Source organism: Neorhizobium sp. R1-B, from assembly GCF_004368875.1.
GTDB classification, from domain to species: Bacteria; Pseudomonadota; Alphaproteobacteria; order Rhizobiales; family Rhizobiaceae; genus Neorhizobium; species Neorhizobium huautlense.
This window is the reverse complement of sequence record NZ_SOEM01000005.1, coordinates 194,035-209,861: the sequence shown is the minus strand read 5'-3', so window position 1 is coordinate 209,861 and position 15,827 is coordinate 194,035. Positions and strand designations below refer to the sequence as shown.

Genomic DNA, 15,827 nt, shown 5'->3' with positions numbered 1-15,827 from the left:
GCTCGGCGTTCAACTTGCATAAGGTCTCTGCGAAGTATCAGACGAGTGTCGGGAATTGTTAAGCGGTGCGGATGTGAAAGCGAAGATCGGATTGAAAGATGTCGCGCTCGACGCAGGCGTATCCCTCAGCACTGCCTCGCATGTCTTGAACGGCACTGCCCCCATTTCCGTCGAGGTGCGGGATCGCGTGCTGAATTCCGCCCAGCGGCTGGGTTATCTCGAGAAACGGAAAAGCCGCGCGACGATCGCAACATTGAGGACAATCCTTTTGGCTGTGACCAGCGACGCAGCGCCGCGCAGCGATCTCAATCTGGTCAGCTGGACGATGCTCAATGGTTTGCGCCAGGAATGCGAGCGGCGCAGCATTCGCTTCGTGCCGTTGGTCAGTGCCAGCAACCGGATCGACCCGGCGGAGGTGCGTCGATCGGCTGAGGCGGAGAAGGTGGATGGCATCGTCGTTCTCAACGACGATCGGCCCGAACTTATCCGCAGTCTGGCGGCGCTTCAGACGCCGCTCGTCATCCTGAACGGCGAGGATCCCTCCATGCTGGTGGATACGGTGACGGGGGAGAATCGGTTCGGAGCTCGTCAGGGGGCGGAACATCTCCTTTCACTCAGGCACCGGCGGATCATGCACTTGACCTGGAAAGGGCGGACGACCATTCGGCGGCGATATGACGGGTATACCGATGCACTGCTTGCCGCAGGTATTCCCATTTCGCCGGACATGGTCATCGAGGCGGAGGGATTCGAGCCGGTTCAGGGCGAAAAAGCCATTGCGAGAATTTTGGCCGAAGACCGCGATCTGCGCGGTGCCACGGCGATCTTCTGCGCAGCCGATAACCTTGCTCTTGGCTGTCTGAAAGCGCTTTCCGACGCAGGCATTCGAGTGCCTGAGGATGTTTCGGTCCTGGGCTTCGACAATATTATCCTTGGCGAATTCAGCTCGCCGCCGCTTTCGACCGTTCAGTTGCCGAGTGATCGCCTTGGTGCCGCTGCACTCGGGTTGCTGGAGCAGCGGCTGCTGGCCAATGATCCTCTACGCCCCGCTCACCGCCTGGAACTCGGCTGCCGCCTGGTGTTGCGGGGCAGCGTTCAGCCCCTCCGCCGCTGAAGTCACTTCATTCCCGTGCCGGCGATGCCGGTGGTGATGTATTTCTGCAGAAAGAGGAAGACGGCAGTTACCGGCAGCAGGCTGAGAAACGTCATGGCGAGAATATAGTGCCATTGCACTGAGAACTCTCCCTGGAAGGCGTTGAGCCCCACCTGCAGGGTAAAGTTTTCCCGACTGCTCAAGACGATCAGAGGCCAGAGGAAGTCGTTCCATCGCCAGAGGACCGAGAATATCGCGAGAACCGCAAGCGCTGGAGCCGTGAGCGGCAGGATTATGCGCCAGAAGATACGGAACTCGGTTGCGGCGTCGACGCGTGCGGCTTCGATCAGCTCGTCCGGAATGGTCAGCATGTATTGACGCAACAGGAAGACGCCGGTCGGCGAGGCAATTGTGGGAATGATAATCCCCCACAGACTGTCGACGAGGCCGACCCCCACCACGACCAGATAGGCCGGTACCATGACGACCGTCAGCGGGATCATCAGTGTCGAGATGATCAGCACGAAGATCGCGTTCTTGCCGCGGAAACGGTATTTGGAGAGCGCAAAGGCCGCCATAGCGTTGACGATCAACGTCAGAAGGGTCGCGACAAAGGTAACAAAGACCGAGTTTTTCAAGAAGGTCAGGAAGTCGAACCTGGTCAGGGGATCGGTGTAGTTTTCAGTCGCTGCGGTCAGTTTCTGGATGGGCGACATCGTCCTGACGTCGACGCTCACCGGTGCTTCGGGCGACTGCGGATCGACCATTTGCGCTTTGAGGCCGATGCGACGGACCATCGCCATCTCGCGCGTCTTGCCGTCTATGGTGACCGTCCAGAGGCTCAGCGGCTTGTCGTATCCCGGGACGTTCATTTCTACGGCGGTGCGCGGCAGCAGGGTAGGCGGAAAACGGGTGATTTCAGCAGCCGGTTTAAGGGAAGACAAACCCGCCCATGCGACGGGAACGAGAACGGCGAGGGTGCCGGCGATCAGCCAGAGCCAGGACAGGATGTCGGTAATCCCGATACGTCCGGGCCGACGGGTGCGGGTGAGAAAGCCGACCGGATTGAAGCCATGCGACATGATCAGGACTCCATCTTGCGGCCGAGCCGCAGCTGAACGAGTGTTAGAGCCAGAAGCACCAGTCCCATCAGCACCGAGGCTGCCGAAGCAAGGCCGAACAGACGAAGATCGCTGCCAAAGGCCATCTGGTAAATGTATTGCACGACGAAGCTGTTGGCCGTGCCGGGTCCGCCGCCATTCGTCAAGACCCAGGCTTCGTCGAAGATCTGCACGGAACGGATCATCAGCAGGATAAGCACGACCAGGAGGTTTGGCCCGAGAAGCGGAAGGGTGATGCGCAGGAGTGTGCGTCGCGGCGAAGCGGCGTCGATTGCGGCCGCCTCATAGAGATCTTTCGGTATCGCCTGCAACCCGGCAAGGAGGATGAGCGTATAGAAGCCCATATGGAACCAGACGGAGACTACCACGACGAAGAAGCGCGACCAGCCGACGTCGAGAAGGAAGATTTCCGGTGGTACGCCGAGCATCTGCAGAAAGGCGTTGAGCAAGCCGTTGCGGTCCAAAAACCACTTCCAGATCAAGCCGATTACCACGGGTGACAACAAAACCGGATAAAAGAAGATCGCCCGGAAGAAGCCTCGCGCAGCAATGGCGCGATTGAGAATCAACGCGGTGATCAACGCCGCCATCAAGGTCGCCGCGACGTTGAAGGCGACGAACCAGAGGGTATTCCATATCGCTGTCCAGAAGAGGGACTCGCGGCAACTGCCGGGGCGCAGATAATCTTCACACGCAAGAAGCTGGCGGAAGTTGTCGAAGCCGACAAAGGGGCGATCGGAGACGAAGAGTTCCGTACCGCCCGTAAAGGCATATCCGGCGGCAATGGCGATCGGCAGGAAAGTGAAAATGCCGAAAAGGATCAGATTGGGAGCGAGGAAAAGATAGGGCATCCGCTTTCGCCCCATAATACCTTCCAAGGCGTTGACCGGAGCCTCGATGATCCCCATCAACAACTCGCCGAACCGTCCGATCATGTCTCTTCCCTTAAGCAACTGCATGGGATTCATCCCGCTGTTTGGCTCTACGCGGGATTGCCAGACCTGTTCCGGGATCAAAGACGTGCAGCCGCTCGGGTAGCGGCGCGATCCTTAGTCTGGAACCTGGGGCCGGCGAGAAATGCCCCGCTTGATGGATGATGATCTGATCACTTTGGCCCTCAAGCGTCCCATAGACATAGGTTTCGGTTCCAAGGCTTTCGTAATACTGGACCACGAATGGCAAGCCGTCTTTCTCGTTGACCGAAAAATGCGCCGGCCGCACACCCGCCAGAACCGGCTTCCCGATCATCGAGGCGTTGGGCTCGATCCCCGCCGTCCAGGTGGTGCCGTGGCCCATGTCCAACGTCATGCACCCATCATGCATGCCGATGACGGTTCCCTTCAGCATGTTCATGCGAGGCGAACCCAGGAAACCGGCGACGAACAGGTTCTTCGGCCCCTCGAAAAGTTCGAGTGGTGTCCCGACTTGCTCGATCCGCCCGCTGTTCAGCACGACGATCTGGTCGGCCATGGTCATGGCTTCGACCTGGTCATGGGTGACGTAGATCATCGTGGTCTTGATGTCCCGATGCAGCTTGGTGATCTCCGCACGGGTCTGGACGCGCAAGGCGGCATCCAGGTTGGAGAGGGGCTCGTCGAACAGGAAGATGTCGGGGTTGCGCACGATCGCCCGCCCGATCGCAACCCTCTGGCGTTGACCGCCGGAAAGCTGCCTTGGTTTTCTGTCCAGATAAGGTTCGATGGCCAGCATGCGGGCGGCTTCGTTGATGCGGACCTCGATCTCGTCGCGCTTGAATTTCAGATTTTCCAGGCCGAAGGCGAGGTTCTTGCGCACGCTCATATGCGGATAAAGTGCATAGGACTGGAACACCATGGCGATCTTGCGCTCCGCAGGCGACAGGTGGACGACATCGCGCCCACTGATCTCGATCTCTCCTGCCGTGATGTCTTCCAGACCGGCTATGATCCTCAGGAGCGTTGACTTTCCGCAGCCCGACGGACCGACGAATACGACAAATTTGCCTTCGTCGATTGACAGGTTGATATCGTGCAGGACCGTGAGCGCGCCGAACGATTTACTGATATTGGTAAGCTTTAGATTTCCCATTTCCTGCTCCCGTCAGGTTCAGCGCGCCTTGTAAACGACTGGCTCTTCACTCCAGCCGATTGGCAGCGGCTCAGGTCGGTCGACCTGCATGTCGTCGATTGTTATTCCTTCAACGCCGGCGGCAAAGAGCACCGGCATTCCTCCCGGATAATCGACCATTCCGATCACGCGCCCGTCTGCCCCTTTGGTCCAGGCGTTCGCCCGGCCCGCCGCATCGGTGCTGGGCGCCAGATCGGCATTGGTCGGCCTCAGATCGTAGCAGAGGGCCGTACCGAGAGGCCCCATTTCTTGTTGGAGCCTGAGGCGTGACAGCTTCACATCCGTAATTCGGGCCGCCGAAGTCGAGACAAGCGTCATGGCGCCCTGCATGCTGCCTGAAAGATCCTCGACGATGAGATTCGAGACCTGTCCCGCTTGTCGCTCGGGCACTCGATCGACGACTGTTACAGTCAGGGCTTCGCCCGAACCCCAGAAGCCGTCGAGCGTCTCATGGCAATCGACCGCAATGCGGTGGAAGCGGACATTGGCGATCCGGCCGCCATCGCGGGAGAACAGCCCCAAGGCGCGGTTGGAACTTTGGACACGGCAGTCCTCGAAAAGAATATCGGAGAAGTCGCCGTAGGACTCCGTGCCGATCTTCAAAGCACAGCTGAAACTTTCGACGAGGCAGCGGCGCACGTGGATGTCAATGCACTCTCCGATCGCTCGACCGTCCGGGCGGGCGCTGGTTTTGAGGCATATGCCATCGTCTGCGGTGGAAATCACGCAGTCTTCAATGAGTGCATGGCGACAGGCGTCGAGAACGATGCCGTCGGTATTGGGAAGCCGTCTATTGTTGGATACCGTCAGACGCCTGACATGGACATCCACGCAATTTACCAGGTGCACCGTCCACATCGGGGAATCGCGAATTTCCAGTTCTTCGAGCCGGACACCTCGGCAGTTTTCGAAGACCACGACACGCGGCCGCAACGGCGCTGGAATGAACGTGCCCATGTCGGGATCGTCGCCGGCGATGAAGCATTCGCCGGCTGCTTCAATCCGGCCGGGGCCGGTCAAGCTGATATCGCTAGCGTCCTTTGCGACAATGATACCGCGATCCGATTTTTCGGCAATCACCGAAACGGTCGTCCCGCCATAGGCGTCATAGGAGGGGATCGGGCGCAGGATCGCATCATTCGCCAAATGAAGCTCCACCCCGGACTTCAGCCGCAGGCCGCGGGTCATGTGGACCCCTGCACCCAATTCGACGCAGCCACCGCCGCTATCGCAAGCCTGATCGATCGCAGCCTGGATGCAGTCGGTCTGATCCTGATCGGAGGCATCAATCAGAAGGGCGGGACGCCTTGTCATTCTTGCTCCTCGCCTTCGAGGAGCACTTCGGTCAACAACAGCATCGTGAGTGCCTGGCCGTAAGGGGTCGGCAGGTTGGGAATACGGCGATAGAATTCCAGGTTGTGCCCCATGGGTGTGCCGTCGGAAACGCCCTGCACAACGCCCTCGTTGTCGATATGAGCAAGGACGGCCGCCAACGCGTTTTCGGCATGTCGGCGGTCGGCCGCCGGCAGAATCCCCGCTTCGATACCGCGCAGGATTCCATAGGCAATACCGGCGGTTGCTGAAGTCTCCACCGGCGAGGTGGGATCATCCAGGAGCGTATGGAACATGCCGTCGGCCCGCTGCAGTTTCTTCAGCGATCGTACCTGGCTGGCGAGAACATTTGCCAGGAAACGTTTGTCCTTGCCGTTCAGATCTGGAACCAGCTTGAAGAGCTCCGGAATGGCGACGGTAATCCAGGCGTTGCCGCGTGCCCAGAAGGCCCTGGCAAAATTGTGCCGGCCTTCAAAGGTCCAGCCGTGATACCAAAGCCCGGTCACCGGATCCGAAAGATAGCGAGCGTGAACCATGAACTGATAGACGGCCTCGTCTACCCAGTCAGGCCGACCCATGACGACGCCGGCTCTCGCCAGGAAGAGACAGGCCATGAATAACGTATCGTCCCACAGCTCGCCGTCGTTCGACCGCTCCTTTACGACATGCTGAAACCCCCCATCCTCGGTCTTCGGCAATGCGTGGACGAGCCAGTCCGCCCAATCCTCAACGAGGCCGCGAAATTCCGGCCTGTCGACATGCTCGATCAGGATGGCGAGGGGAAGCATCGGGGCCGTACTGTTGATCTGTCGTGGCGGCAGGCCGCGCGCGATCTGCCGCGCATACCAGTCTACGAGATCGTCTATGGCGAGCCGGTCATTGGCGGCAGAGGCGCGCCGTAGGAAACCATAGAGACCGACGCCGACTTCCCAATCCCATTCATCGAACTGGATACCGCCGGCATCCGCACCGACCAGACCTTCCTTGATGCCCTTGAGGCGGCTGAAAGCTTTCGCAACCAGATCGATCTTGTTCCTGAGAACGGGCTTGGTGAGGGGCATCGCATCCATAGGCTCAAAAGATCCTTTATGCATAGAACGGGTGGTCGATCTGGTTTTCGGCCGCGCTGTCATAGGTGATGATCGGCTGGGGCTGGTCGTGGACGAAGGGTCGCGGCTGATTGCCGACGGTAAAATCACCGGAATAGGAAAGCACCAGCTCGGCGCGGCCGGGGGGCGTCAGGGAGAGCGTTCTGCTTGACCCATCGAATCTGACCTCCGTCCCCTTGATCTGTTCGCAAAACCGCTGAAATGCCGCAGCATCGCCGGAGCCGATTATGGCTGCCCAACCTGCGACGGAGCCTGGCGAACGCAGTTCCCTGCTCGCCGTAGGACCATGTTCGATCAGTTGAAGTCCGTTTGTCCCATGAAGGGCCGCGAAACCTGTGCCGGCGCGCACCAATAACCATCCGTTGTCGACAATGACTTCATCAAGCCCATCGCGTCCAAGATAGGCGTGGGTCCACGGCAGGCGGGAGCCCCTCGTATCGGCAATTAGCAAGGCCACATCGCGATACTGCATGACGCGGGGGAGGATCCCGTTTCCGGCCCAATATGAAGGACGTTGGGTTCCCCATGGATCATCCTCTCCCGGATGATTGATCCAAAGCCGCGCCATCGGGTGGCCCGAAAGGCGAATGTCGAGCACGTGCTGCTGATGCCCCTTTCGACCGGTTTTGTGATCGACGACCGTGGAAAGCTGGGAGGAAGGGGTCTTGAACAAGACGAGCTTTGCAGGTTCGAGACCCTGGCTATACCGCGCCTCGATGCTGCGTGTGCCCTGGAGTTGTGCGTATTGGGCAAGATCGCGAGGGGGCCTATAGGAGCCAGCACAAAACATCGGCAGCGACGCAACGCCCCCATTCAGCCAACCTTCGCCAAAAGCGACCCTTGCAAAGGGAGCAAGTTCAGTAAGAGGCCCGGCGCGCAGCTCCTTGTCATAGGCGCGCCCCTGCGAGCCGGCCGGCACTCCTGCCAGCGTATGAAGCGCAATCATGCGGAAGATGAGGTCCAGCTGACCGCGTGCTCTCGCGGCAATCTCAGGCTCGGCCCATCGCTCGAGGGCAAGCAGGCCGATGAAGTCGACCGGATAATATGCGGCCGAATTCCATTCTGCCAAACCGTCGGCTTCGACGCTGTCAAACCAGCGATGGAGGCGGGTGGTCGCCAGTTCGGCTTGTTGCCGGCCGGTCCGGCCGGATGCGGAAAACACGGTGTCCGGCAACAGCTGGCCAGCGATCAATTGGCTGGTGTGGAAACAAAGGACGTGGTTCTCACTCCAAAACCACATGACGTCGTTACCCGGCTCGTCCACCCAATAACGGTAAGCAGCAATGGATGTCCGAATCTTCGCCGCGGTCGATGACGGCAGCATCTGTTCGTGGGCAGCGAGAAGCCAGAGGAGGGGAACCATGGAGAAATCGGAGCAATCCTCCCGCCGGTCGATGCTGGCGAGGGTGGCGTCGATGATCCGCTCCATGGCCTTCTCGTCGACCTCGCCAGATGCGGCCATTGCCAAAACGCGACCTATGCGGTCTGCCCCGTGACGGGCGCTGAAGGCGAGCGCCTCCTGTTTTCGTTGCGCAAGCGAGGGAGCGGCTTTCGGCGGCATAAGGTTGCCGATGAATGCCGCATCGATCTGGCGATCGACGATGGCTGTGCCGGAGCCGATCTTCACTCTGACGCCGTGATAGCCGTCCGGCAGGTCCGTGACGGTCTCGGCGAGGAGGGTGGACTGATGGGCAGGCAGGGTGAGATCGACGCTGGCGAGAATGGATCGGTCATGGCCGTGGCTATAGACCTCCAGATGGACCGGCACATCGAAATCGGGCGGGTTGTCGAAGATGATCTCAAGCGGTTGATTGACGAAGACATCTGCAGACGGCCGGATGCTGCGGGCAAGCGGCTCGAGCTGCCTTGCTGCGCCCCGGTCGACCACCGAGGGAAGGGCGATATCGAGGGGGCTGTCGCCACTCAATTCGAGCTCGAAGAACCAGATCGTGTCGCGTTCCGCAAGATCTTCGGTCAGAACCAGGATGTCGTTGCTGCCGGCTTTCAACACCAGCACGATATCGGTTTCGCTTTCCGTATTGCGCAGGAAGGGCTCGAAGCGCACCTGCTCTCTGCCGTTCACCCAGATCCTTACGCCACCGCATGTGCGCAGCCGCATGCTGACCTCTTGCGGCTGATCGGCAAGGAAGGTGCCGCGCAACCAGCGGCTTACATGGGTCGGCACATGCCAGAAGCCAGTAAATTCGACCCGTCGATTGGCGCCCGGAAGGCTGAGGGCCGCCGGCTGCCAATGCAAGCGTGGTTCGATGTGGCGTCCGACCATTTCCGCCCAGAAAGCTTTACGACAGGGCAGATCCCCGACATCCACGAAGCCATTGATGAATTTGTATCCGACACGATCTTCGCCCGGAGCAGCCTGACCCGGGAAGTAAGCCTCCGACACTTCCGACAGAATCCAGGCAGTGACCGTTTCGCCCGGTGAAACGCGATAAACGGGACGAGCCGGATGCCCGCTGTCAGATAAACCGTCCTCCACGGTCTTCTCCTATAATGAAAATATTTGCATTTATTTCTCGAAGGGCCACGGTTCTGATGCGACCTTCCTGAATTTGAGCAAAACAGCTTGACGTTTGCGTTGTCAAGCGTCAAAAATTAGAAATTCGAGTACGGGATCTGACTGAGAATATCCCGGTCGGACGAAAATATTTTCATTGGGAGGATGAAATGCTGAAATTCCTATCGCAAGTCAGTGCCCTGGTAATTGCGACCTTCGCCTTGACGGAAGCGGCCTTTGCCGAGAGCAAAACGATCACCTTCTTGTTCACCGATGACGACCAAAGCTATGTCGAGCGGATGGCGGCGCTGAGCAAGGAATTCGAAAGCGCGCATCCGGACGTGAAAGTAAACTTCGTATCGTCAGGATATGATGCCGTGTCAAAGCAGCTTCCGGTTCAATTGGCAGCCGGAAAGGGGCCCGACATTGCCAAGATAACCGATTGGCAATTGGCGCCCTATTATCTCGACATGCGCCCATACATGAAGGATCCGGATTCCTACGCCAAGCTGCATGGCGCCAGCCTCGATCAGTTGCGGCTGCCGAACATCAACGATCCGAAATCCATCAACGGATACGTGGCGTCTCAGACGCTGAACCTGCCTTTCGTCAACAAGACGCTGTTCGAACAGGCGGGAGAACCACTGCCAGGCCCCAAGGCTACGCTGAAGGAGATCGTCGAAGCGTCCGCACGCGTGGCGAAAGCGACTGGGGCGCAGATTCCCTTCACCATGGACCGGTCCGGTCACCGTTTTTCCGGCGGGGCCTATTCCTACGGTTCCACCTATATCAAGGACGGCAAGTTCAGCTTTCCGGATGCGGCAGCAAAGAAATACATTGCCGACCTCTTTTCCTGGACACAGGACGGCAGCTTTCCGAAGGAAATGTGGGGCGCTGCCGGGGGATCCCAGTACAAGAACATGGGCGATGAATTCGTCAACGGCAATGTCGTGACCTATCTGGCGGGTAACTGGATGGTCAATCCGTTCCAGAAGAAGATCGGCGACGCCTTCCAGTGGACTGCGATCAATGCCCCTTGCGGTGACGCCGGTTGTTATGCCATGCCTGGCGCCACGGCAATCGTCGGCTTCAAGCGGACTGAGCATCCGGAAGCGGTTGCGCAGTTCATCGAGTTTCTTGGCTCTGAAAAGGTCCAGCGCGAAATCGCCGAAAGCTATGTGATCCTCACCGGCGCTGAGATCAAGGATCCGCAATACAAGATTTCCAGCGACGATGCGAAAGCTGCCATGGCCGTCTTTCTGGACAACAAGAAGAACGTTCCCCAGGCGGCGCGCGAGTTCGAACGCATCAAGGGTGGCACAGCCATCTACCAGACGATCGTACAGCGGATGAGCCAGCTCATCGTCGGGGAATTGAGTCTCGAGGACACCTATAAGAACCTTGAGGCAGACGTTGCCAAGATCAACGAGTCGCTTGCTGTCAAGTGACTCGGCGGAGGTGTCGGGTACCGATCACAGCCCGACACCTCATTCCATCTGCAGAGATCCTCCCGGAGATGAGCGGGGCGCGAATGCCCCGCTCATTTCTTTCTTATATTGCTGCAAAACGACCGGCAGTAGCGGGGTGCCACCCGCGCACTGCCGTTTTCCGAGTTCTGCCAGATTTCGATTAAGCCTATTTCAGGCTCTTCATGTCCACCATGTCCATGTCCGTGAAAGACTGGTTGTCTCCTGCCATGCTCCAGATGAAGGCGTAGGCGGAGGTGCCGGAGCCGCAATGGATGGACCAGGGCGGCGAGAGCACCGCCTGTTCGCTGCGGACAATCAGATGGCCCGTAGCTTCCGGTCGCCCCATCAGATGCACGACAAAGGCATTTTCCGGCAGATCGAAATAGAGATAGGCCTCCATGCGCCGATCATGAAGGTGCGCAGGCATCGTGTTCCACACACTCCCGGTCTCCAGTCTCGTAAGACCCATCAGAAGCTGGCACGTCGGCAATACCTTTGGATGGATATACTGGTAGAGCTTGCGCTTGTTGGACGTGGCGCTGTCGCCGAGATTGTTTTCGATCGCGTCGTTCTTGGTGACGATGCGGGAAGGGAACCGGGAATGGGCGGGGGCACTGTTGATATAGAATTTGGCGGGTGCCGTTGGGTCGACGCTTTCAAAAGTGATTTCGCGTGTTCCCTGGCCGAGGTAAAGCCCGTCCATCGGCTGCAGTTCGTAGGTCGTGCCGTCGGCGACGACGCGGCCCGCGCCACCGATATTGATCAGCCCGAGTTCGCGACGCTCCAGGAGGTGTTCCGAACCGACAATTTTTGCCAGGTCGTCACCCACGACCAGAGGGACGTTTGTCGGCATTGCACCCGCCACCAGCATACGGTCATAATGGGTATAAACGGCCTCGAGCGTTCCCGCCGAAAAAAGGCTTTCGATCAGAAAGTTTTCCCTGAGTTCCGCACCGGTCATGCGTTCAGATTGTGAGTAGTGAACGGCATGGCGCGTTTGAATGGTGGTGGTCATGTTCTTCCTTTCGTGTCGCAAGCAGAATGTTGTGCGCCGAAATTTCTTGTGTCGGACATCTCTTTGGGATCAGGGCGAACGCCTATTGCTCGAGTTTGAACGCGGGTATGGGTGAACCTTCTGATCGGAAAAGCTGTTCCAGTTCCCCGAGATCGGGGCATGCCGGCGGAGTCTGCAATGCCATTGCGGTATCGGCATCGAGAGGCAATGCCATCGCCGCGGTGGCCAGCACTGTCGTACCGGCTGTAATCTCGCCCTGCAACTGCGGCAGCAGCGTTTTGGCGTGGATGAGGTTGGTATTTGCAATCGGGGTCATTGCAAAGCCAGCGCGTTTCGGCCCGGGCGAAAGATCGATGATGGCGCTGATATCGCTCTGGCCATGCCAAATGGCGCGGCCGTCCGATTGTTCTGGCCGATCGCGATTAAAATCGGCCCGCTCGATCGCGAAGCCGCCCTCGACGGCGCGCAGTCGCCGCGGCGTCGCGATCCGGTGGATGCGAATATGCCAGGGATTGGCAGGGAGAAGCCAGGTTTCCACCGCGACGTCGGGCCAAGGCCGCCAGCGCGAGTAAAGTCGGTCGCCGGCGATCAGCGCCTCTTCCAATGTTTCTCGCATCCGGAAATGGACGCCGTCGTCGGAGAGGCCGAGCATTCCATCGAAGCTTGCGGCCGAAAAGTTCCGGTCGTCGGCTTCGATGTTGAAGGCATAACGCGTGGAATAGATGAATTTCGAATATTTCTCATTTGCGCCGCGCATCTTGTCATGCTGTTGGCCGGACGACAAAATCACCACATTGCCGGGTGTGTGCATGGCCACCATGCCCGGTTCCTTTAAGGGAACGGGCTCTGCAAACTCCGGCATGGGCGCTTCTTCAGCAACCCAGAACGGATGATCTTCGGGTAGCGCCAACGGCAGGAAGAACTTGAGCGCCCAGTAGGGAGAGCCGGCCGAATTGTAGCTTTCGCTCATAAGCAGGTTGGGATAGCCGTAGCCGATGGAAAGAACGCCATCGCGCTCGGCGATCGGCATTCTCGACCACCAGCGGATATGGCGCATGTAGTAGCCCTTGATCTCCGGCCATGGCAGCGCCTCGACATCGGCGAATGCCATAGCGCCCCAAAAGCCGCCCGCTGCGAACCGGTAGGTCTGGCTGCGACCGAAGGCGAGCGCGGCGCCATCCGGCCCAAACCAGTGGCGGATATCTCCGGCAAAAGTCCGGACGCGCGTCCTGAAGCGATCTTTGCGCGCGTCGTCGCCTTTCGCCAGCACCGTATAGATCAGGCCGTAGAAATGCATGGCGAAGGGAATGTAGTGATCAACCCGCCGCACCGGCCCATCCCGATACCAACCTTGCCCGATATCAAACGCCTCGAGCTCATCAAGATAGGTCTCGGTTTTCGTTCGATCGAAATCGATGCCGACCCGCTCGAGCCCAAGGTCGATCAGCACCCGGAAGAACTTCCAGTTGTTGTCGACGAATTCGAGGTCTCGGGCACGCAGGAGATAGGCTGCCACAGTTTGCTGTGCGGTCTCGTCCAACGGGCTCCAGATATATTCGGGTACCAGTGCCAGGGCAAAGCCGATGGCAGCCAGTTCCACCAGTCTCTGATTGCGCTCGGCAAGGTCCCCCCAATATTCGGGGTGGCCGGGATCCGTCCCGTTTGCGAGACCGCGCCGATAGAGATCCCAGTGCGGGAAATCACCGCCTCCGGCGACAAAGGGCACGATACCCCAAAGCGGGCGGGCAAAACCCTCGAGATCAGCTGCCGCCCGATCGAATATCGCGCCCGCCGCATTGAGGCGCACGCGTGCGCCTCCTTCGGAAAAGTAGGATAGGAGTGGCTTGAAAAGGTCAATGACGGCCCGTGAAACGTCGTCGCGGCTCTTTAAAGGGTTGCCAAAAAGCGGATTGGATTGGGCGGGATTGTAAATCAAAATCAAAATCCGAGAAGTTTCAGGAAAATGGCCGCAGGCGAGGAACTGCCCGCGGCCATGGACAGGGGCAAAAATTACTTGATCGCCTTCACGCCGTCGGTCATCTCCTTCAGGCCATCATCGATCGAGATATTATCCGTCATGATGGAGTCATGGGCGCGATTAAGTACCACCTCGATCTTGGCTGCATTGGGGTTCACCGCCATTTCGAGGTACGACTTCCCGGCCTTCAGCGCCGCTTTGCTTGCTTCGTCCTGTGGGAAACCGGGAAGCGCGGCGATCTTAGCCCCCACGTCGTCGGTACGCTGCGCCGGAATGGTGCCTGTATCGGCGACGATCTTTGCGCCTTCCGGACCGCTCGCGAACTTGATAAAGTCGAGCGCGGCCTGCTTGTGGTCGGAGTTGGCGTTGACGGCGAGACCGGCAATCTGCGCCGCAGTTGTGCCGGCGGCGACGCCGTCTGGATGCGGGAACTTGACGATACCCCAGTTCTTGCTTTTCGATTCACCGGATTTGACCTTGGCGATCTGGGTTCCAATGAACCAGGTCCCCATCGGCAGCATGCCGATCGTGCCGTTGAAGAACAAAGCCGAGTAGTGCGTGTTCGATGTCTTCAACGAAGCATAAGAGGGGATGGCGCCTTCTTTTTGAAGCGCAAGTGCCCGCTCATACCATGGCTTGAGGAAGGCATATTCTCCGTCCACCAGCGTCTGCTTGCCGTCGAGAATGCCGGGAAGCTGAACCGTCGAGCGCCAGGTATGCAGAAGCGCGCCATAGGTCTTGTTAGCGCCCATGCCGCCTGTGAGCTTCGTGGCGATCTGGTCGAACTGGGCCCAGGTCATGTCGTTGGTCGGATAGGCAACGCCGGCCTTATCGAAAATATCCTTGTTATAATAGACGACCCAGAAATCGGAGCGGAAGGGCAGGGCATAGATCTTGCCGTCGATCGTCAGTTCCTCGATCAACCCGCCGAAGGGTGCCGTGTCGATCTTCTGTTCTTTCATGAAGCCGCTGAGATCGCTGATCGAACCGGCCCGCACGAGGTTGGCGTAACCCGGCACGTCCTTGACCGTGACGATGTCGATATCCTTCGAACCGCCGGTCAGCTGCGTGGAAATCATTTGCTGATAGTCTTGCGAGCCGAGGTCGACCGGCTCGAACTTCACGTTTGGATGTTTTGCCTGATAGGCCTCGATCAGAGGCTTGTAATAGGCGACCTTGTCCCAATCCCATAGCGCCCATTTGAGCGTTACGGCCTCGCCTGACTGGGCGAATGCCGCCCCGGCGGTGGTGACGGCCAAGGCCATACCTGCCAGAGCGCCTATTATCGATCTCCCGAAGTTATCCAAATACATTCCGTTTCTCCTTCCCTGAAGTGTTTCTGGATTTCATGTGTTGCCTGGCGTCATGCGCACGCGGTTCGTTTTGCTGCTGATTTGCGATGGGCAGGGTTAGGACCGTGATCAGTGTCCGATGGACGCCGAATGCGACGGCGAACATTGCGAGCGAAAAATTGAGGGTTGCCGGCATGAAGACCGACACCGGATAAAAAACGACATGCGCCAGCCAGAGCACGGCCACAAAGGCAAGTGAGACAAGCGCCGGAAGCGGACGGATGATGGTTGCGGTGGATGCAAGGCGCAGCAGCGTCAAGGGCGGCAGGTCGCGCATGACCATCAGCATAACCAGGTGGCAGGCCAGCACTGCAATCAAAGCCGTGACGACGAGGCTGACGGCGAGCGGTGCGGCCATCGCCAGTGTTTCTCTCGCAGCTGCAGCATAGGTGACGGTCGCATAAAGTCCGACGCCGAGGGCAACGGTAAAAGCGATCCCCCATAATGTGGCGCGCCAGAAGTGGCGGAGGAAGGCTTCGGTGAAATCCCGCAGAAGATAGGTGTTGCGATCCTCGACGAAGGCGACGCAGATCCGCGCCATGGCGACGAGTGCGGCGGGAAGGGTCACTACGAACATCGCTGCGAGGACGAACAGGATGTTGAGCTTGACCATCTCCCACCATTCGCGTGCGAAGATTTCTGCGAACAAGGCAAGCCCGGTCTTCTTCGGCGCATCCTTGGAAATGCCCCGGCCTTCCTTGGTCCACATATCCCGCAACCACTGCATGGCCTTCTCC

At 58.9% G+C, this 15,827-nt stretch carries 12 protein-coding genes; 2 read left to right on the top strand and 10 right to left on the bottom strand.

Features of this window, described 5'->3' with window-relative positions; all coding sequences use genetic code 11:
- Nucleotides 1-73 precede the first annotated feature (73 nt).
- On the top strand, nucleotides 74-1,114 hold the full coding sequence (locus EDE05_RS10040; protein ID WP_112797677.1) for a LacI family DNA-binding transcriptional regulator: 1,041 nt from the start codon (nucleotides 74-76) through the stop codon (nucleotides 1,112-1,114).
- 2 nt (nucleotides 1,115-1,116) lie between these two features.
- Here EDE05_RS10040 and EDE05_RS10035 read toward each other — a convergent pair whose 3' ends face one another.
- The 6 genes from EDE05_RS10035 to EDE05_RS10010 are packed head-to-tail and all read right to left on the bottom strand — an operon-like array spanning nucleotide 1,117 to nucleotide 9,258.
- On the bottom strand, nucleotides 1,117-2,175 hold the full coding sequence (locus tag EDE05_RS10035; RefSeq protein WP_112797680.1) for a carbohydrate ABC transporter permease: 1,059 nt from the start codon (nucleotides 2,173-2,175) through the stop codon (nucleotides 1,117-1,119).
- A gap of 2 nt (nucleotides 2,176-2,177) precedes the next feature.
- Entirely contained in the window at nucleotides 2,178-3,173 is a 996-nt protein-coding gene (locus EDE05_RS10030; RefSeq protein ID WP_112798015.1) for a sugar ABC transporter permease, read from the bottom strand.
- Nucleotides 3,160-4,281 (bottom strand): sn-glycerol-3-phosphate ABC transporter ATP-binding protein UgpC, encoded by a 1,122-nt coding sequence (gene ugpC, locus EDE05_RS10025; RefSeq protein ID WP_112797682.1) that lies wholly within the window; start codon nucleotides 4,279-4,281, stop codon nucleotides 3,160-3,162. The genes EDE05_RS10030 and ugpC overlap by 14 nt, the downstream gene beginning before the upstream one ends.
- An 18-nt stretch (nucleotides 4,282-4,299) precedes the next feature.
- Entirely contained in the window at nucleotides 4,300-5,634 is a 1,335-nt protein-coding gene (locus EDE05_RS10020) for a glycoside hydrolase family 28 protein (RefSeq protein WP_112797684.1), read from the bottom strand.
- On the bottom strand, nucleotides 5,631-6,722 hold the full coding sequence (locus tag EDE05_RS10015; RefSeq protein ID WP_112797686.1) for a glycoside hydrolase family 88 protein: 1,092 nt from the start codon (nucleotides 6,720-6,722) through the stop codon (nucleotides 5,631-5,633). Before EDE05_RS10015 ends, EDE05_RS10020 begins: the two co-directional genes overlap by 4 nt.
- A 16-nt stretch (nucleotides 6,723-6,738) precedes the next feature.
- Nucleotides 6,739-9,258, bottom strand: coding sequence for a hypothetical protein (locus EDE05_RS10010; protein ID WP_112797688.1), 2,520 nt, complete (start codon nucleotides 9,256-9,258; stop codon nucleotides 6,739-6,741).
- Nucleotides 9,259-9,446: 188 nt separating this feature from the next.
- Between EDE05_RS10010 and EDE05_RS10005 the strand changes: the two genes are divergently transcribed.
- Entirely contained in the window at nucleotides 9,447-10,724 is a 1,278-nt protein-coding gene (locus tag EDE05_RS10005) for an ABC transporter substrate-binding protein (RefSeq protein WP_112797690.1), read from the top strand.
- Nucleotides 10,725-10,911: 187 nt separating this feature from the next.
- On the opposite strand, the gene kduI is transcribed toward EDE05_RS10005, so the two are convergent.
- The 4 genes from kduI to EDE05_RS09985 form a co-directional block, all read right to left on the bottom strand.
- Entirely contained in the window at nucleotides 10,912-11,760 is an 849-nt protein-coding gene (gene kduI, locus EDE05_RS10000; protein ID WP_112797692.1) for a 5-dehydro-4-deoxy-D-glucuronate isomerase, read from the bottom strand.
- An 82-nt stretch (nucleotides 11,761-11,842) separates the two neighbouring features.
- A complete protein-coding gene (locus EDE05_RS09995) occupies nucleotides 11,843-13,696 on the bottom strand; it encodes a DUF2264 domain-containing protein (protein ID WP_112798017.1) in 1,854 nt (617 codons plus the stop codon).
- Nucleotides 13,697-13,770: 74 nt separating this feature from the next.
- Nucleotides 13,771-15,051: a sugar ABC transporter substrate-binding protein gene (locus tag EDE05_RS09990; protein WP_112797694.1), complete on the bottom strand. Its 1,281-nt coding sequence runs from the start codon at nucleotides 15,049-15,051 to the stop codon at nucleotides 13,771-13,773.
- Complete coding sequence (locus EDE05_RS09985; RefSeq protein WP_112797696.1) at nucleotides 15,038-15,817, bottom strand: YesL family protein; 780 nt, start codon at nucleotides 15,815-15,817, stop codon at nucleotides 15,038-15,040. The genes EDE05_RS09990 and EDE05_RS09985 overlap by 14 nt, the downstream gene beginning before the upstream one ends.
- Nucleotides 15,818-15,827: the final 10 nt, after the last annotated feature.

Bases quoted from the DNA above. Each gene is read 5' to 3' on its own strand.
- EDE05_RS09985 (WP_112797696.1), bottom strand. From the start codon at position 15,817: ATGCAGTGGTTGCGGGATATGTGGACCAAGGAAGGCCGGGGCATTTCC.
- EDE05_RS10015 (WP_112797686.1), bottom strand. From the start codon at position 6,722: ATGGATGCGATGCCCCTCACCAAGCCCGTTCTCAGGAACAAGATCGAT.
- EDE05_RS10005 (WP_112797690.1), top strand. From the start codon at position 9,447: ATGCTGAAATTCCTATCGCAAGTCAGTGCCCTGGTAATTGCGACCTTC.
- EDE05_RS10035 (WP_112797680.1), bottom strand. From the start codon at position 2,175: ATGTCGCATGGCTTCAATCCGGTCGGCTTTCTCACCCGCACCCGTCGG.
- kduI (WP_112797692.1), bottom strand. From the start codon at position 11,760: ATGACCACCACCATTCAAACGCGCCATGCCGTTCACTACTCACAATCT.
- EDE05_RS10030 (WP_112798015.1), bottom strand. From the start codon at position 3,173: ATGCAGTTGCTTAAGGGAAGAGACATGATCGGACGGTTCGGCGAGTTG.
- EDE05_RS10020 (WP_112797684.1), bottom strand. From the start codon at position 5,634: ATGACAAGGCGTCCCGCCCTTCTGATTGATGCCTCCGATCAGGATCAG.
- ugpC (WP_112797682.1), bottom strand. From the start codon at position 4,281: ATGGGAAATCTAAAGCTTACCAATATCAGTAAATCGTTCGGCGCGCTC.
- EDE05_RS09990 (WP_112797694.1), bottom strand. From the start codon at position 15,051: ATGTATTTGGATAACTTCGGGAGATCGATAATAGGCGCTCTGGCAGGT.